The following is an 18,515-nucleotide window of genomic DNA, read 5'->3' on the forward strand; positions in this document are numbered from 1 at the left end:
CAAAAGCAATGCTTGTGCGGTGAAGCGTGACGATCTGAAAAAAGTATTGACAAAAAATTGGGCTTAAAAGAGATTGCTCAAACGGTGTTCCGGAATAGCTCAGCGGTAGAGCGGGTGGCTGTTAACCACTAGGTCGGGGGTTCGAATCCCTCTTCCGGAGCCAGTATAGTTTGCCCTCTATTCGGAGGGCGTTTTTGTGTCTTGATGTTGTATGCTGTTCTACCTAAACTAGAGTTATGTCGAGCTTGGTGTGCTAATCTCCGTATTGCCACAGCGACCGAAGGGAGCTTTTGATCCCTTCTCTTTCCCTTTGTTCGATGCAGTGTTGAAGCTGATATCAAGCCGTTATGAAGCAGTGATCACTCGATGATAACGGCTTGATATCAGGTTCAAGTATAGATAAACCAAAGGGGGAATGAAGCTTGTGAATCCTTTGGTAGATTATCTGCCTTTGCGGAGTTTGGGGGCCCAGTAGCAAACGACATTTGTGCCTCAACGAGTCAATAGGTCATGGGATTGATGAGCGGAGATTCTTTTAGGGAGCTACAAACTATCTCAATATATCCAAGATTAGCTTCTCTTTGTCCTTCTTATCCGGCATCAAGCGATAGGCCTTACGGATCAATTCAGCTACTTCCTTGCCCTTAATCTCGTCATTGGAGTGTACCATACCGATCCGGCTGCCGGCTTCCACGTAATCTCCGATTTTGGGTTTCAGCAGGGCTCCGGCAGCATAATCCAAACTATCCGTAGTCTGCATTCTGCCGGCTTTGATGCGCACCAACGCATAACCGATGGCTCGGGAATCGATCTCATGAACGTATCCGCTTTCTGTGGCGATGATGGGGATTTCGTATTTGGCCTGGTCAAAGAGGCTGTAATCCTCACACACTCTGGGATCTCCGCCTTGGGCAGTGATGATTTCGGCGAATTTTGCCAAAGCACTACCGTCTTTCAGCACTTTATTAATCATCGCTTCGGCTTCGGCATGTTCTTGTGCTTTTCCAGCTAATACAAGCATTTCCGCTACCAATGCGGTAGTGATCTCGTAAGTATCGTTCAGATGGTTACCTTTCAGATATTCTATGGCTTCGATGGTTTCCAGAGCATTGCCCACGGCTTCTCCCAAAGGGGAATTCATGTTCGAAAACACCACGGATACCTTTTGTCCAAAGCTTTCTCCAGTAGATTTCAAATGCTCTGCAAGTTCACGGGCCCGTTTCAGGTTTGGCATGAATGCGCCAGAACCGATCTTGAGATCAATCACCAGATACTTTGTACCTTCAGCGATCTTTTTGCTCATGATGCTGGCGGTGATCAGGGCGGGGCTTTCAACGGTGGCGGTAACGTCCCGCAAGGCATAGATACGCTTGTCTGCCGGAACCATGGCAGCGGACTGTCCCACCAAGGCATAACCGTGTTTCAGCACCAGTGCTTTGAAGTCTTCCATGCTGTATTCGGTGTTGAATCCCGGAATGGCTTCCAGCTTGTCCAGTGTGCCTCCGGTGTGCCCCAATCCGCGTCCTGAGATCATGGGTACATACAGCCCCAAAGCTGCAGCGATGGGAGCCAGCATCAGGCTTAGTTTGTCGCCTACTCCGCCGGTAGAATGCTTATCAGCTACGGGCAGGGCACTATCGAAGTAAATGCGTTTTCCGCTATCGATGTAGCTCTGGGTAAGCGCACTAATCTCCTGGGGCACCGCACCTTGAAAGTAGAAGCACATCAGCATGGCAGACATCTGATACTCGGAGATATCGCCCTTTAGATAACTCTGGATGAAGAATTGTATCTCGTCAGTACTCAATATATGTCCGTCGCGCTTTTTCAGGATCAGTTCTACGGGGTTGAATTGCATCTTAATTCCTTTTCTTTAGTTTGATACCAGTTTCTCGCGTATGTAACCGCTGAATATATCCATCATCCAGACTACCAGTGCGATTAGCCACATTATCAGACCAACATTACGCCAGGATAGCATCTGCTGTTCCTGATACAAGGCCAGACCGATGCCGCCCCCGCCAACAAAGCCCACGATCGTAGCCATGCGGACGTTTATGTCCCACCGGTAGATGGTGAAAGCCAGATACGGCGCCAGGATCTGCGGTGCTACGGCGTAACGCCAAATCTGCAGTGTGGATGCACCGGTAGCTTTGATGGCTTCCACGGGACCGGGATCGATGTTTTCGATCTGTTCACTGTAGAGTTTGATCAGAGCGGCGATGGAGTGGATCCACAGCGCCAGCATACCGGCAAAAGGCCCTATGCCTACCCATACCACAAAGATGATGGCCCACACTATGGCCTCGATGGAACGGAAGATGGTGGAAACCGTACGAATAAAGATATATACTATCTTGCCGGCAAGACTGCCATACATGAGATTCTTTGCTGCAAAGAAAGAAAGCACAAAGGCAAATGGGATAGCCAGAATGGTTGCCATCAAAGCCAGGTAGATGGTTTCCACCAAGGCTGCCAGCATCGGCACCAGATTCGCAGTATTGGGTCGAAAGATACCGCTGAGGATAGATGCGGTGTTTGCGCCTTTGGTTAAGAAATCCAGGGGACGCACTTCCACTATTACCCAGGCCATCATGATCGAGATGATCACGGAAAAGGCGGCTTCATACTTCCAGAAGCTCTTTAGCCTCTGTTTGCCTAATATCTTCTGTGCCAGAGCGGCATTCAGAGAGACCAAAAGTAGAGCCGGCGCTGCGGGAACCAGCAGAATGAGTCCTATGGGAATGCTTATCTCGCCAAGACGCAGCATCAACCATGCGATACAGGCAATGTTGTACAGCCAAAAGCCGTATTCTATCAGAATATATTTCAGGACTTTCATAATCTTCCTTTTGTTCAGGATATTCATAAATAATATAAAAGAAAGTCTATCCGGACGTGGCGCTTTCCGTCAAGGTTTTTGTTCTGATACTGCTTTCACTACACACATAGAGTCAGTTTTGAAGGCAGCTGGTGATACATATTGGTGATAATGGGTGGTCAAACGGCACTTTTTGGTTGACAAAGATTGCTATCTGTTTAAGTAAGGATATTAGTAAAAAAGTACTGTTTGGAGGATAATATGCCTACATATTCTGTTAATGAAGTCATCGAATTTGCCGTTCAGATCGAGAAAAACGGCTATGCATTCTACAATGAAGCCAGTAAGCGCAAGGATTTGGAAGCCAAAGCGAGAGAATTTATTGAGAAGCTTCGAGATGAAGAGTTGAATCACGAAAAGACCTTCCTTGCTTTACGCAGTGATGCGGACATGAAAGATCTGGAACTCACGGCAGATTGGGAATTGATCTCCGAGTATCTGAAAACCATAGTAGAAAGCCGCATCTTCAACAGCGAAGATTCCGCCATCAAGAAAGCAACCTCTGCCAAAGATCTTCTGGAAATAGTGAACAACGCCATCTCCTTCGAGAAAGATACTCTGCTTTATTTCCACGCCATCAACGACGGTTTGTACAACACCAAAGCCAGAAAGATATTGCACAAAATCATCAATGAAGAGGTATCTCACGTCCTGAGGCTGAACGACTATAAAAAGACTCTCTCAGCATAAGGAGTAAGCACACCCGGTACATGGCAAGACGAAAGAAACACAAGCTGCTGGGGGTTGTGATTGCAATCCTGGCGCTTGGTATCATACTAACCTACAATCCGGTTTCCTTGCGTGTAATGACGGTGGGAGTGGCTGTGTGGCACAAGATCGATCCAGCCATATTCTATCGTCTCATCAGCACTGAAAGCAGTTTTCGCAGCTTTGCCATCTCTCCAAAATCTGCCATCGGTCTAGGTCAGATACAAGAGGGCACCGCAATGTACATCAATTCCGAACACAAACGGGGTATGCTTTTTTTGCCCATATACAACCTGAATCTCTCGGCCCGGTATCTGAACTATCTGAACGGGAAATACCGGGGCAACTGGAGCCTGGTACTGGCTGCATACAACTGGGGAGAATCCAATGTTTCGCGCCGTATGAAGGGGATTGAGATCGATCCCAATAGAGATTATCGGGACAAGTTCCGGGACATCCCGGAAACATGGAATTACATCGCTAAAATCTTGCCATCCCGAAAAAAGGCTTGACGAATAATGGCTGTTCAAAACAGCATATCTTTAGAAATCGATAGGAGCGTAAAATGCTGCGTAACCAACACGGAATCTCGGTATATACCGTCCTTAGCATAATTCTTTTTATCGCTTTGATCTTTGTCTTGGCGATCCCGAATTTCTACAACTTGGACAAAGAACAAAACGTGGAAGATTGCATCAATAATATGAAAGAAATCTGGGTTGCCACCACGGACTACATTAGAGACACCAATGCGGATTTCAGCGGTGATCTCTCGATCTTGCGAACTACCCGCAAAGCTACAGACAACAGTAACTACTATCTGGGCTCTAAATCATATTGCCCCGAAACATCCCGGCAAAAAGAAGAGTACGTTGTTTATGGCAAATACGTGGCAGAAACCATCGGCACTGAAATAAAACACAATTATGGTGTCATTGTCTATTGCCCAAATCTGGCTGAATTTCCCAAGCACTTTATTCCCAAAGTCTTCTATGAAAACATGGAGCCCACTCAACTGCAAAACTACATGATCGACGACCTGGATTATATCAACTCCGAAACCGGTTCCAATGGCGTAAAGAAGAAAGAGATGGTGGAAAAGTACATCGAAATCTGGAAGACAGACCCCGATGCCTTTGCCAAACGCAAAGCCGATATCTCTGCTCTTCGTGCCATTCTTTTCCCCGAAAACTTCGGTTTCACCACTCAGGGAAACTAAGATATACTTACTTTGAAGCGGGCGGAGCAATATGCCCGCTTTACTCTGTGTAGAGCCCCGTTTTTAATAGCTGTCCGGTATCCTTCTTTCAGCGGTGCTACCCGCCTCTGACGGATCCCTGAAGCAACCCCCTCCTTCAATCTATTACAGCATCGAGGTACAATGCAATATCAAGAATTTTTAGACCACATCTATCAGCGCTATTCTGGAAACGTGAAGCTGGAGTTGGGCCGTATGGAAGGGCTACTAAAGGACATGGGCGAGCCCCAAAAACAACTGCACGGCTTTCATGTGGCTGGGACAAACGGCAAAGGCAGCATCTGTGCCAGCCTGGAAGCTCTTGCTCTGGCTCACGGCCAACGTACCGGCTTGAACACTTCACCACACCTGATCAACTACACAGAGCGCTTCAGGATAGATGGGAAAGAATTGGATATCAAGCCCATTCTGGATGCATTTAACCAGTATGAAGAGCTGTTCAACAAATGGGAAGCCTCTTTCTTCGAGATCACCACTGCCATCGCTTTTGCCCTCTTTGCCAGAGCCAATCTCGATCTATCCATCATCGAAGTAGGTTTGGGAGGCAGGCTGGACGCCACCAATCTCTTTATTCCGGATATTAGTGCCATCAGTACAATCGGGCTGGATCACATCAAGACTCTGGGCAGCAACACCCAGATTATCGCCGCGGAAAAGGCGGGGATCATAAAAAGTGGCGTACCCCTGGTCTTGGGAGACATTGAAGCTCCGGCAAAGGAAGTGATTCTGGACAGAGCCACTGCCATGGGCGCTCTCACATATCAATTTGGCACAGATTGGAAGGTGGAGATTGTCTCGGACAACACCGCCGGAATCTGCTTTGAATATGTGTTTGGTAAATACATTTATCGGGGTCTGAAGAGCAACCTCATGGGCGAACACCAGGCCGCAAACATCGGCTTGGCGATCACTGCCTTCATCCTGTATTGCGAGAAACACAAGCTGCAGATTTGTGAGCAAAAAATCCGCAATGCTTTACTAAAGATCAATTGGGCAGGCCGTATGCAGGTACTTTCCACTCAACCCACCGTGATCGTGGACGGTGCTCATAATGTACATGGAGTCACAGCTTTGATGGCTACTCTGAATAAAGTGTTTCCAGACAGAAAGCTGCGCTTTGTCATCTCCATACTGGCCGATAAAGACTACAGTGAAATGATCCGCTTATTCTGCTCGCAAGCCGAACGGCTGTATGTGGCGCAAAACAAATCCGATCGTGCAGCCAGCGCTGAAGCTCAATTGACTCAGATCGCCAAACACCACATCCCCGCTACGGCATATCCCTCAGTAGCGGAAGCGTATAAAGCAGCCATTAGGGATGCCGGTAGAAATGGCGTCGTGGTGGCTGGTGGATCGCTATATACCGTTGGAGAAGTAATCTCCGCACACAAGGCTGATGCATAAAGAGATCCAGAGTTATCTCTCCCATCTTACACCCATGCTTCTGACGCGCGGGATAGACATCTATCTGCAACAAGAGATTGCCTGGGGACATCAATTGAAGGTGCGACGCGGCAACGACTGTGCAACGATCAACATCTATTACAGCGAAAAGAAAGGGATCAGCAGAGTATTGAGCTCAGTCAAAGACAGTAGCCTGAAACAGGAACTTGAGCTGCTGCTATTGGGAGAAAAGGAAGAGAATGCTTTCGCCGGATTTCACAACTGGCATCGCTGGATCGGTAGCGATGAATGTGGAAAAGGCGATTATTTCGGCCCCCTGGTGACCTCTGCCTTCTATGTAAGCGCAGAGCAGGTTTCAGCCCTACAAGCCTTGGGAGTGCAGGATAGTAAACATTTGAACGATCCCCGCATCGTGAAAATAGCTAAAAGCATCTACCTGAATTTCCCCAACCAAGCCGCCTGCATCGTACTTAAACCCAGCAAATACAACGAACTGATCGCTGATTTCCGCATGCAGAAGCTGAACCTCAATGACCTCCTGGCATGGTTGCATGAAAGAGTGATCATGGAGCTTTTTGCTGCTCACGCCGATGCAGAAGGCTCTGTGGTAGATCAGTTTTCCCGAACTCAGAAAGTGAAGAACCGCATAAACAAGAAGCAACCGCAATTGAATGTGATTGAACGACCATCCGGTGAGCGGGATATTGCAGTAGCTGCAGCTTCGATTTTGGCACGCTATCAGTTTCTGGAAGCCCGGGCAGTATTGGAACGGCGCTACAAGTTCAGTTTTCCCAAAGGAGCCGGACCTTCAGCAGTCAAGGCCGCACGTGAGTATCTGGTTCAACATCCTTCAGGGAGGTTGGCTGATGTGGCAAAAGTGCATTTCAAAACCACACAGAGTCTGCTACCTGATATCTTCGATGATATATAATCTCTATAGATGTTCCCGGAAATCTCGCAATCGACACGGGAAGAACCTCGAAGGAACTAAAGTATAAATATCTATAAACATAGAAAGGACGGTAAACAACAAAGTTCTTGACAGATTTCATAGTATTCAGAACTTGTAAATAACAACGTAGCATAACAATCCACAGCCTCACTGGCGATTCGTTACGGCTTATCTGATTACAAGGCTTTAAAGGTCTTTTATTTTACTCATCTGGGCTTTTGCCCTATATTTAACTTACTAATTATTAACATGATACATGCCAATCTTGGAGAAATGTATATGATCAAAGAAGTAGGACGTCTGAATATTGACGACTATAAATTACTCGACGCTCAGGTAGAGAAAATCTTCCGCAACATGGACAAAGACAAAGTAGCTCTGGCTATCAAACAAATCACAGATGTGGGAAATACAGCGAACTACTTTGTCCGCGAAGAACTCGGTAAACGCCTGGCAGCTTACACTGGAACCGGCAATCTGGATCAGGTTTGCGGCGATCTCTTGGGAGATTATATCTACGGCATCAGAGCCACAGGGCTCTTTTATTTCTACTACAGGTATCAGGATGATCCGGTGCGCATCATCACAACCCTTGGTAAAACATACGAATCCGTTCCCTGGGAAAGCGAAACCATCTGTTTTGAATTGTGGAAGCGCTTCCCCGATGCCATGCGTGAACAAATGCCGCTGTGGGCTGAAAGCGACAACGAAAAGAAGCGCGCCATGAGCATGCACGGCATGGAAAACATCGCCGCCCGCAATCCCCAATTTGTACTCACCTTCATCTCTCGCCTCTTGGATGACGAAAGCGAAGAAGTCCAGAAAAAGATCTCCCACATCCTAACCCAGGTTGGCAGAGTACGCCCCATCCAAACTTACGTAAATGTCCGCCGCTGGCTGCTGGATGCCGACGAAATCCGCTTCAACACCATCTGGCAAACCTTGAAAAAACTGGCCAATATCTACACGCAAAAGAGCAAGAAAGATCGCGGAAACGATTTTATCAGCATTTCCCAACGCACCATTGCCGATTGGAAGAAAGACCCCAATCCCAATGTGCAAAGTATGGGCAATAAACTTGGCTCCGTGATCCACATGCGCAAGAAGGCAAATGCCCGCTAATCTATCCCGAATCAGTATCATCCTGGTGGAACCCATCTATGCCGGGAATGTGGGCGCAATCGCCAGGATCATGAACAACTTTTGCTTTACAGACCTGCGCATTGTAGGCTCGGTTCCGCAGAAGAATGATTTTTACCTTGCCATGCACTCCGAACACCTCTTGGAAGACGCACGCATCTTTCCTACTTTGGCAGAAGCCATCACGGATCTTGACCGTGTGATAGCCTTCTCCCGCAGATTGGGAAAGACCAAACCTATAGACCTGTCTCCCATGCAGATGGCCGCCTATGTCCACGAACTTCCGGAGCTCAAGCTCGGGCTTGTCTTCGGCCGCGAAACCTTTGGCCTCACCGATGAAGAAGCCGATCTATGCCCCCTGCGCTGTCACTTCAGCGCAAACAAAGCCTTTCCTTCCATCAATCTGGCTCAGGCCGTGGCTCTTGCCACCTACGAAATCCAAAGTTTTGAACAGCGCAATCTGGAAGACGGGGGGACAAAGAAGAACGGAGCTGTAGACGGCGAGGAACTGGGCAAAATATATCGTTATATGAAAGATGTACTTGGTGATATCGGCTATTTCACAAATCACGAAACTACGAATTGGGATGCCTTCCTCAAAAAGATGCTGGCGCAACTGAATCCAAACAAAGAAATGGTCTATCGCCTGCGGCAGATGTTCAATCGCATTCATGTTTTGGTTACCGGCAAAGGCAAAGGCTATGAATAACTATCATTACAAAACCGTCAATTGGAATAATCCTTGCTCGTCAAAACACAGGCGAAGACTTGTTCAAGGATATTCTTTTATCTAAGGAAGCTTCAATGGAAGAGCTAAACGACAGATTCAAAGAGATTTACAAACTGGTGGAGAAATTCTGCTTCGATCGCGAAAACCCCGAGAAAGCGATCCAAAACATGCGTAATTTTTCTGAAGGATACGATGCCTTTGGGATTGATGATGAAGAGATCAAGATTCTGCGCGACAGGATCTTGGATGAATATGACCTCAGCCCCAGGGACTTGGCGGATTTTGGCTTGATCCTCTTGAAAAGCGGTAAATATGAATTCGGTACTCTGGCTATATTCCTGATCAAAAAACACCGCCCCCGCCTGGATCCATACATCCGCGAACGTGTCAAGGAATGGCTGGATACGGCAGTGGAAAACTGGGCTCATGCCGACCTTCTGGGCATTAAAATTTTGCCTGTACTATTTGAACTGGAACTCACAGATCTGCAAAGCTTTAGCTCCTGGAGAGACTCCCCTTCCAAATGGACCCGAAGAGCCGCTATCACATCTCTCATCTGGCTGCGTAAAGCCTTTCCCGCCGAGGATGTTCTGCGTTTCATCGAACCTGTATTGAATGACAAAGAACACGTGGTGCAGCAAGCCATCTGTTGGCTGTTGAAAGACCTCTGGAACAAAGCCGGAGAGCCCGTGGAAGAATTTCTGGAAACTCATAAGAACGATATGAACCGCACCACTCTGAAACAAGTAACCGCCACCATGCCGCTGTCAAAAGCCCGAAAATTCCTTCCCCAAAAAGCTTTTGGTGCCAAAACCCAGAATGGAGAGCGTAATAAAAGATTCCACAAAAACAGAAACTATTCCCCAAGAAACTCAAATCCCCGTGAAAGAGGCCCAAAACCTATAGAAAACCGGGAAAAATAACAGCGCATATTTACCTTTTTCACCTCCTACCAAGAGCGATCCCCTCTGCTTGAAGCTGTACCGAAGCAGATATCATCGGGTAATCATCGAGTGAGCACTGCAGGATAACGCCTTTATATCTCCTTTATACTCCGTTTATGCTCTGAGGATGAATAGCACGAATCCTGCATCGTAGCATTCCGATGCTACTGGGATTTTTCGTATCGTAGCATTCCGCTGCTACGCTTCATTTCTGTGCGGCTCCAGCGAATCATATGACCAACTGCAGCAGTTCATGTAGTTGACGTCCGTTCGGAGCTTGACAACTCCATATGCAGCATGGCTTTTCCGGTATCACTCTGGGTTTTTAGCAGTCTAATAAGTCGACTGCTAAAAAAAGTGCTTGACACACAGTACGCTCTGCTTATCTTGTCTATATCATATGGAGGTAAGGTTATGAATACGCAACGTTTAACCATAAAGTCACAAGAACTGATCGCCAATGCCCAAACTATGGCCGGCGAATACGGACATCAGGAAATCACAGACCTGCATTTACTGAAGGCAATGTTTGACCAGGAGGAAGCCCTGATCCATCCCTTGTTGGCCAAACTGGAGATAAAGACCGACGACATCATGGTAGATCTCGAAAATGCTCTGCGCAAGCTTCCCCGAGTTCAGGGCGCTCAAGTGTATCTGGCTCAAGCCATTTTGGACATTCTGCACGTTGCGGAGAAGGAAGCGGATCGGTTGGGGGACGACTACATCAGCGGCGAGCATATTCTGTTGGGCATCCTGTCCACAAAGTGTGAATCTGCGCGGATCCTTTCGGCAAAAGGGCTGGATTCGGACAGGCTGTTGCAAGCTCTGAAAGAGGTACGGGGCAATCAGCGGGTCACAGATCAGAATCCTGAAGCCAAATATCAGGCTTTGGAAAAGTATGCCCGCAATCTGACCCGTCTGGCCCGGATGGAGAAGCTGGATCCGGTTATCGGGCGGGATGAAGAGATTAGGCGCACGATGCAGATACTATCTCGCAGGCGCAAGAACAATCCTATCCTGATCGGGGATCCCGGTGTGGGTAAAACTGCAATCGCCGAAGGATTGGCGCGCAGAATAGTAACCCGGGATGTGCCGGAAAACCTTTTGGGCAAAGATCTTCTAGAGCTTGATATGGCGTCTTTGGTAGCCGGAGCAAAGTTCCGCGGAGAGTTCGAAGAGCGTTTGAAGGCGGTATTGGCGGAGGTGGAAAAATCCAGCGGGCAGATCATCCTCTTCATCGACGAGATCCACACAGTTGTAGGCGCAGGCTCGGCAGAAGGCAGCGTGGATGCCTCCAATATGCTGAAGCCGGCTCTGGCGCGCGGGGCACTACATTGCATCGGCGCTACCACGATCGATGAGTATCGCAAGTATATCGAAAAGGACGCTGCTTTGGAACGCAGATTTCAGCCGATTCTGGTGGAAGAACCCAGCATGGAGGATACCATCTCCATTTTACGCGGAATCAAAGATAAGTATGAAGTTCATCATGGCGTTCAGATTACGGACAGTGCGATTGTAGCGGCGGCTACCCTCTCGGATCGCTATATCTCTGATCGCTTTCTGCCGGATAAGGCCATTGATCTGATCGATGAAGCCTGCAGTAGATTGCGTTTGGAGATAGATTCCATGCCCTCCGAATTGGATGAGATCGAGCGCAGAATCAGGCAATTGGAGATAGAACGGCTGTCTCTGGGCAAAGAAACGGACGCTTCATCCAAGGCCAGGCTCGAAAAGATAAATGAAGAACTGGCTCGACTTTCCGAAGAGCGCAATAGCATGAAACTGCAGTGGGGAAATGAAAAAAAACAAATAGAACAGATCAGACAGATCAAAGAAGAGATCGAAAACCTGAGAATGGAAGCGGAAAAGGCAGAACGGGAAGGAAACTACGAAAAAACCGCTGAGATCCGTTATGGCAGCCTGAGCGCTAAAGAACATGAATTGAATGCATTGCGTGAAAAGAAGCAAGGCACAGAGATGACACTCCTGAAAGAACAGGTGGACGAGGAATTGGTGGCAGAAGTAGTATCCAAATGGACAGGCATCCCCGTATCCAAGCTGGCTTCCGGAGAGATGAAGAAACTGCTGTCTCTGGAAGATGTATTGGCTCAGAGAGTGGTGGGTCAAAAAGAAGGTATCAAAGCCCTGGCAAATGCGATCCGGCGTAGTCGCAGCGGGCTTTCGGATGAGAACAGACCGATAGGCTCCTTCATCTTTTTGGGGCCTACGGGAGTGGGCAAGACTGAACTGGCCAAGACGCTTGCCAGCTATCTATTTGATACCGAAAAGGCATTGCTGAGGCTGGATATGAGCGAGTTTATGGAGCGGCACTCCGTGGCTCGGTTGATCGGTGCGCCTCCCGGATATGTGGGTTACGAAGAGGGAGGATACCTCACCGAGGCGGTGCGCAGACGCCCATATAGCGTGATTCTCTTTGATGAAATCGAGAAGGCTCATGGCGATGTGTTCAACCTCTTGCTGCAGATATTGGACGATGGCAGATTGACCGATGGTAAGGGGCGCACGGTGGATTTTCGCCATAGCGTGATCATCCTTACATCCAATATCGGCAGTCAGGAAATCTACAATCATCAGGGGGATTTGGCGGAGATCAGGCCGCAGTTGATGAGCATCCTGCGGGACTACTTCCGTCCGGAATTTCTCAACCGCCTGGACGACATCATTGTGTTCCATAGATTGGATAAAGAGCAGATTCGGAGGATTGTCCGCTTGCAATTGGATATCCTGGCAGACAGATTGGCAAAGCGGGATCTCAGTTTGAAGTTTAGCGAAAAACTGGTGGATCATATTGCGGATGTTGGGTTTGATCCACAGTTCGGTGCCAGACCGTTGAAACGAGCCATTCAGAGCGAGTTGGAGGACTTGTTGGCGAAATCTCTTTTGACTTCCGACATACCGCCAAATGCTGATATAATGGTGGATTATGATGGCGGTGGAGCAGGGATTGGGATAAAATACGTCCCCAAACAATAAATCCTGCTTGACAGAATTCTTGAATCAACAATATGTGAATATTGGGGTGAAAATATCCCTTTGAGTTTATAGTGTGGTTAGGTTTTCGGAGCTGTTCTTCCTGAATAGGGACGCTGCTCCAGGACTACATATCGAAGGTGCATCTCTGCGGCTATGGAATTTCTATTGCACAGAATGCTTTGTATTGATTACATACTTCTGGAAATCAGGGTATAAAACAAATGAATAGCACCAATCTAATAACCTAAGAAAGGAGAAACGCAATGAGACGATTATTGCTTTTCACGCTGCTGTTAATACTTACACTCAGTCTTAGCAGCACCATCTTTGCCCAAGTAACCGTTACCTTGGGAGAAGGGACGCAAACCAATAGTACAACTGGTTCCCCTGCTCCTTATGGTACATGGTACAGAAACTACCGGCAACAGTATCTTGTGCTTTCTAACGAGCTCAATGATATTGGTGGCGGACCTGGAAACATCAACTCCGTCGCCTTCAACGTCGCCGCTTTGAACAACTGCACACCAATGAACAACTTCAGAGTGCGCATCAAAACAACTGAACAGACTACACTATCAAGCAATTTTGAGGCTGGAACCTACACAGAAGTGTTCCAGGTCGCAGAGTTCATGCCTGTAGTTGGATGGAATACTCATACTTTCAGCACTCCATTCAACTGGGATGGCGCTTCAAATCTGCTCATCGAAGTGGTTACCGACCTTATAACTGGTAGCTATGCACAGAATGCCTCAGTTTACTACACGGTAACTTCTCACAATAGCTCCCTGCGCTATCAGAGTGACTCTGAATCTGCTGATCAGTCCACTACCGGTACCACTTTTGCCGGTCGCTCCAATATGCAAATCAATATGGAAGCGTTGGACATCACAGACTTGAACGCAATGGGTATCACTGGCCCCACAACTCCAAACGTAAACTCCACCGTGAACTACACTGTTTCGGTGAAGAACTACAGCCTTACCTCACTTTCTAACTACACCGTCAAACTCATGCAAGTTGGTGGCGTGGAACTCGGCAGCGTAGCCGGCACCACTATCCAACCCCAAGAAACTCTTACCTTTACCATGCCCTGGACCCCCACCGTTGTCGGTGAAACTCAGCTTTATGGTAAAGTAGTAATGACAGGGGACGAAAATCCTGCCAACGACGAAACTGACATGCTTAACATAAACGTGATGGAAGCAGGATTGCTGGTGGTCGAACTTGGAAACGGCACCGGGACCAATACCAATACCGGACCTTCCCCCTACGGCACATACTACAAGAACTTCCGTCAACAGTATCTGTACACAGCGGACGAAATTTATGCCGCCGGCGGCGCACCCGGACTCATCAACTCCCTGGCCTTCAATGTGCAATCCCTTGACCAATGCACAGCCATGCCGAACTACAGAATACGCCTGAAACACACCGAACAGGCTGCTCTTACCACAGCCTTTGAAGCCGGTGAATATACCCAAGTATGGCAATCTGCAGAATACATGCCAGTTAATGGCTGGAACATTCATGTATTCACTACTCCATTCTTCTGGGATGGCGCTTCCAATCTGCTGGTAGACATCGTTACCGATCTCATTCCCGGCGATTATGCCCGTAACGCGCTGGTTTATCAGACGGCTACACCTTTTGCCAGCTCTCTGCGTTATCAGAGCGATTCTACTTCTGCAGATACAGCGACAACTGGTAGCGTGTATTCAGACCGCTCCAATGCTCGTTTCTTCATGATTATTGACGATATGGGCAGCCTCAGCGGAACCGTCACCAGCGGTGGCTCACCTCTGGCTGATGTACTGCTCGCTGTGGAAGGCACAGTGTTTACAGCTACCTCTGCTGCAGATGGTAGCTACAACCTGCCTTTCGTACCGGTTGGTTCTCAGACAGTTACCGCTTCCAAGCATGGTTACATCGACGTAAGTCACACTGTAACCATCGTGGAAGATCAAACTAGTACTCAAGACTTCGTATTGAACCTGCTTCCTCAGGTTGCCGTGAGCGGAAGAATTGTTGGCAGCGACGCCCCCACCGTGGGTATTGCCGAAGCTGCAATCACTCTCAGCGGTTACGAACCTTACACCGCAACCACAGACGCCAACGGTATGTTCAACATCCCGAACGTGTTTGCCAACCACACTTACAACTACACTGCCGCAGCTATTGGCTATGCCTCTACAACCGGTACTCTGGAAGTGGGCAGCACTGCCGTTAACATGGGTGACATCATTGTGAACGAAGTAGCTTATCCTCCACATAGTGTGGTAGCTACCGAATCTGAGGATTATGCCTCTGTAGCTTTGCAGTGGGAAGCTCCCGTACCCGGTGGCAGCGGTTTCGAAGACAGCTTTGAAGAATATGCAGATTTCTCGATTGAGTTTGGCGAATGGACACTGGTAGACGTGGATCAATCCACCACCTACGGATTCAGTGGTATTTCCTTCCCCAACAGCGGAACCGCGATGTCCTTCATAGTATTCAATCCGGCCACCACCACTCCTCCGCTGGAAGATAATCCTGCCGTAACCGGTGACAAGTATGCTGCATGCTTTGCATCTACCACCCCTCCGAACAACGACTGGATGATCACTCCCCAGGTATTGGGCGGTGGAGAAGTAAGATTCTGGGCCAGAACATATATGCCCGACTACGGCTTGGAACGCTTTAATGTTGGTGTATCCACAACCGGAACTGCTCCTGCAGACTTCACCATCATCAGCGGAACCACCTATGTAGAAGCTCCGATTGTATGGACCGAGTACGTATATGATCTCTCAGCTTATGCCGGACAGCAGATTTATGTTGGCTTGCAATGCGTATCCAATGACGCCTTTATCTTCTTCGTAGATGATTTCTACGTAGGAGATATTCAGGTTCGCACTGCTTCCAGCGCTGCAGCTATGAATGTTCCAGTTATAGACATGGTAAAAAATGCTGATGCACGTCGCAGCATCGTTACTCCTAATCCCGTGAACATCGTATCACCTCAGCCCAGAAATACCGAACGCTCACTGCAGGGTTACAAAGTGTACCGCCTGCTGTCAGCTGATCAAGCTAACGAAGCCAACTGGGATACCCTGACTGAAAGTACTATCACCCCTACTAGCTATACAGACAACGCATGGGGTCCCCTGCCTTCCGGTGTTTACAAATATGCCGTGAAAGCACTTTATACAAACAACGTGATGTCCCCTGCAGCTTTCTCTGCTGACCTTCACAAAGGCATGATGGGCGTACTGAACGGCACCGTTACCGAATTTGGTACTGGTTTTGCCGTTGAAGGCGCAACTGTCACAGCCGGTGAATACAGCGGAGTCACAGACGCTACAGGTGAATACAGCTTCCAGGTCTATGCTGGTACTTACAATGTGACTGCCTCCAAGACAGGATATCAATCCTTTACTCAGGATGGTGTAGTCATCACCGGACTGCAAACTACCACAGTGGACTTTGTCCTTACCGAGATCACCCTGCCTCCAGCTGCCGTAGTAGCTGTAGAAGCTGGCGATAACATAAACCTCACATGGATGGCTCCCGGTACTGCCGGTGGCGAATGGCTCCACTATGACAGCGGTGAAAACAATGACAGCATCGGAACCGGTGGCTCAACTAACTTCGACGTAGCTGTACGCTTCCCTCCGAGCGCTCTCACTGATTATGCTGGAATGAGCTTGCATGCCCTCAAAGTATGGCCTGCTCAGCCCGGAACCTTCACCCTCAAGGTATGGACCGGTGGTGATGCTAGCACTCCTGGTACCTTGGTAGTAGAACAGCCCTTCACTCCTGTACTTGATACCTATAATACCGTATTGTTGGACAACCCTGTAACCATCAGCGGAACCGAAGAACTGTGGTTTGGCTACAACTGCAACGTATCCAGCGGATATCCTGCCGGTTGCGATGCCGGTCCTGCCACCGATGGACTGGGCAACATGATGTATTTCAATAATGTTTGGGGTACTCTTCTGGATATCAATCCCGATTTGAACTACAACTGGAACATCCAGGGTTATGTAGGCTACACCGGTCCCGACCGTGGTGGTCTGATGCCCTTGACTACAAAGACAAACTTCGAGCAAGTAAATGAAGAACGCGCACTGGATGGTTATAAAGTATGGCGTCTGCTGCAAGGTCAGGAATCCAATGAGGCTCAATGGGCTGCCATTTCTAATATCATTACTACAACTGCTTATCAAGACACAGACTGGAGTACCCTGCCTGACGGCATGTACAGATGGGCTGTAAAAGCAGTTTACACAGGCGGTGCCCTCTCCGCTACTGCGTTCTCCAACGTCATTGAAAGACTTACAGAGATCGGAACCATCTCCGGTTTCGTACGTGATCAACAACAGCAACCCATCAGTGGCGCTACTGTCTCTACCGGAAACTACTCTGCCACTACAAACGCCCAAGGCGTTTACAGTATGGCCGTTCCTGCCGGAACCCACTCTGTGGTTGCCAGCCATCCGAATTACACTTCTGTAGTTACAAATGGTGTGATTGTTGTTACCAACCAGATCACTACTCTGAACTTCATTCTTCCTCCCAGCGAGGTTTTGTTTGAAGATAGCTTCGAAAGCTATGCAGACTTCAGTACCACCTTCGCTCCTTGGATATTGAATGACGTTGATGGATACACAACCTATGGTTTCAGTGGTATTTCCTTCCCCAATAGCGGAACCGCGATGTCCTTCATAGTATTCAATCCGGCCACCACCACTCCTCCGCTGGAAGATAATCCTGCTCATACCGGAGACAAATATGTAGCCTGCTTTGCATCTACTACCGCTCCAAACAACGACTGGATGATCACTCCGGTGCTTCCCGGTGGCGGTGAATTGAAATTCTGGGCAAGGACTTACATGCCCGATTACGGCTTGGAACGCATCAAAGTTGGTGTGTCCACAACTGGAACAGCTCCTGAAGACTTCACCATCATCAGTGAAGGTACTTACCTGGAAGTTCCGATTGAATGGACTGAATATACCTTTGATCTCGCCAGCTATTACGGTCAGCAGATCCATATCGCCCTCAACTGCGTATCAAACGACGCCTTCATCCTCTTCGTGGACGATGTAGAATACTCCGGTTCTGGTGATGCCGATGACGTGGTAGCCGTACATAAAAACGCCCTCAATGGCAACTATCCGAACCCCTTCAACCCCGAGACCACCATCTCCTTCAGCGTGATGAACGACGGTCCCGTAAACATCGACATCTACAACGTGAAAGGCCAGCTTGTACGCACGCTTGTCAAGGACGTGAAAGCTGCCGGTGACCACACTGTGGTTTGGAAAGGTACAGATAACAACGGTCGTGCAGTATCCAGCGGTGTTTACTACTACAAGATGACCACTGGCAAATACAGCTCAACCAAGAAAATGATCCTCATGAAATAAGCGAAAAGCTTATCCATGAATACAATAGGCTCCCTTCGGGGAGCCTTTTTCGTTCTCATTCATCCGGTACGATAATTCCCAGCAGGATTT

Annotated in this window: 12 protein-coding genes and 1 tRNA gene; 11 read left to right on the forward strand and 2 right to left on the reverse strand. The window is 48.3% G+C overall.

Annotation, left to right across the window (positions count from 1 at the left end; translation table 11 throughout):
* Window positions 1-88 precede the first annotated feature (88 nt).
* Window positions 89-163 (forward strand) — tRNA-Asn (locus tag PHF32_00750).
* A 387-nt stretch (window positions 164-550) separates the two neighbouring features.
* Here the strand turns inward: PHF32_00750 and PHF32_00755 are convergent.
* Together PHF32_00755 and phnE are read right to left on the reverse strand one after the other, a co-directional pair.
* Window positions 551-1,858 carry a thymidine phosphorylase gene (locus PHF32_00755; protein MDD4559260.1) on the reverse strand — a complete coding sequence of 436 codons (1,308 nt, stop codon included), beginning with the start codon at window positions 1,856-1,858 and terminating at the stop codon, window positions 551-553.
* 15 nt (window positions 1,859-1,873) lie between these two features.
* Window positions 1,874-2,845: a phosphonate ABC transporter, permease protein PhnE gene (gene phnE, locus PHF32_00760; protein MDD4559261.1), complete on the reverse strand. Its 972-nt coding sequence runs from the start codon at window positions 2,843-2,845 to the stop codon at window positions 1,874-1,876.
* Between the two features lie 237 nt (window positions 2,846-3,082).
* On the opposite strand from phnE, the gene PHF32_00765 reads away from it, so the two are divergent.
* The 10 genes from PHF32_00765 to PHF32_00810 all read left to right on the forward strand — a co-directional run bounded on the left by PHF32_00765 (window position 3,083) and on the right by PHF32_00810 (window position 18,425).
* A complete protein-coding gene (locus PHF32_00765) occupies window positions 3,083-3,571 on the forward strand; it encodes a ferritin family protein (protein MDD4559262.1) in 489 nt (162 codons plus the stop codon).
* A 20-nt stretch (window positions 3,572-3,591) separates the two neighbouring features.
* Window positions 3,592-4,101, forward strand: a complete 510-nt coding sequence (locus tag PHF32_00770) for a transglycosylase SLT domain-containing protein (protein MDD4559263.1) — start codon at window positions 3,592-3,594, stop codon at window positions 4,099-4,101.
* Window positions 4,102-4,154: 53 nt separating this feature from the next.
* Window positions 4,155-4,808 (forward strand): hypothetical protein, encoded by a 654-nt coding sequence (locus tag PHF32_00775; GenBank protein ID MDD4559264.1) that lies wholly within the window; start codon window positions 4,155-4,157, stop codon window positions 4,806-4,808.
* A 162-nt stretch (window positions 4,809-4,970) separates the two neighbouring features.
* Window positions 4,971-6,251 (forward strand): bifunctional folylpolyglutamate synthase/dihydrofolate synthase, encoded by a 1,281-nt coding sequence (locus PHF32_00780; GenBank protein MDD4559265.1) that lies wholly within the window; start codon window positions 4,971-4,973, stop codon window positions 6,249-6,251.
* On the forward strand, window positions 6,244-7,182 hold the full coding sequence (gene rnhC, locus PHF32_00785; GenBank protein ID MDD4559266.1) for a ribonuclease HIII: 939 nt from the start codon (window positions 6,244-6,246) through the stop codon (window positions 7,180-7,182). Before PHF32_00780 ends, rnhC begins: the two co-directional genes overlap by 8 nt.
* A 300-nt stretch (window positions 7,183-7,482) precedes the next feature.
* Window positions 7,483-8,325, forward strand: a complete 843-nt coding sequence (locus PHF32_00790) for a DNA alkylation repair protein (GenBank protein MDD4559267.1) — start codon at window positions 7,483-7,485, stop codon at window positions 8,323-8,325.
* Complete coding sequence (locus PHF32_00795; GenBank protein ID MDD4559268.1) at window positions 8,315-9,052, forward strand: TrmH family RNA methyltransferase; 738 nt, start codon at window positions 8,315-8,317, stop codon at window positions 9,050-9,052. Before PHF32_00790 ends, PHF32_00795 begins: the two co-directional genes overlap by 11 nt.
* Before the next feature lie 95 nt (window positions 9,053-9,147).
* Window positions 9,148-9,996 (forward strand): DNA alkylation repair protein, encoded by an 849-nt coding sequence (locus PHF32_00800; GenBank protein ID MDD4559269.1) that lies wholly within the window; start codon window positions 9,148-9,150, stop codon window positions 9,994-9,996.
* A 435-nt stretch (window positions 9,997-10,431) separates the two neighbouring features.
* Window positions 10,432-13,014, forward strand: a complete 2,583-nt coding sequence (clpB, locus tag PHF32_00805) for an ATP-dependent chaperone ClpB (GenBank protein MDD4559270.1) — start codon at window positions 10,432-10,434, stop codon at window positions 13,012-13,014.
* A 263-nt stretch (window positions 13,015-13,277) separates the two neighbouring features.
* Complete coding sequence (locus PHF32_00810) at window positions 13,278-18,425, forward strand: carboxypeptidase regulatory-like domain-containing protein (protein MDD4559271.1); 5,148 nt, start codon at window positions 13,278-13,280, stop codon at window positions 18,423-18,425.
* Window positions 18,426-18,515: the final 90 nt, after the last annotated feature.

The sequence above is a fragment of the Candidatus Cloacimonadota bacterium genome (assembly GCA_028706475.1).
Classification (GTDB): domain Bacteria; phylum Cloacimonadota; class Cloacimonadia; order Cloacimonadales; family Cloacimonadaceae; genus UBA5456.

Coding starts and splice junctions, on each gene's coding strand:
- PHF32_00755 (MDD4559260.1), bottom strand. CDS start 1,858: ATGCAATTCAACCCCGTAGAACTGATCCTGAAAAAGCGCGACGGACAT.
- PHF32_00765 (MDD4559262.1), top strand. CDS start 3,083: ATGCCTACATATTCTGTTAATGAAGTCATCGAATTTGCCGTTCAGATC.
- PHF32_00770 (MDD4559263.1), top strand. CDS start 3,592: ATGGCAAGACGAAAGAAACACAAGCTGCTGGGGGTTGTGATTGCAATC.
- PHF32_00775 (MDD4559264.1), top strand. CDS start 4,155: ATGCTGCGTAACCAACACGGAATCTCGGTATATACCGTCCTTAGCATA.
- PHF32_00780 (MDD4559265.1), top strand. CDS start 4,971: ATGCAATATCAAGAATTTTTAGACCACATCTATCAGCGCTATTCTGGA.
- rnhC (MDD4559266.1), top strand. CDS start 6,244: ATGCATAAAGAGATCCAGAGTTATCTCTCCCATCTTACACCCATGCTT.
- PHF32_00790 (MDD4559267.1), top strand. CDS start 7,483: ATGATCAAAGAAGTAGGACGTCTGAATATTGACGACTATAAATTACTC.
- PHF32_00795 (MDD4559268.1), top strand. CDS start 8,315: ATGCCCGCTAATCTATCCCGAATCAGTATCATCCTGGTGGAACCCATC.
- PHF32_00800 (MDD4559269.1), top strand. CDS start 9,148: ATGGAAGAGCTAAACGACAGATTCAAAGAGATTTACAAACTGGTGGAG.
- clpB (MDD4559270.1), top strand. CDS start 10,432: ATGAATACGCAACGTTTAACCATAAAGTCACAAGAACTGATCGCCAAT.
- PHF32_00810 (MDD4559271.1), top strand. CDS start 13,278: ATGAGACGATTATTGCTTTTCACGCTGCTGTTAATACTTACACTCAGT.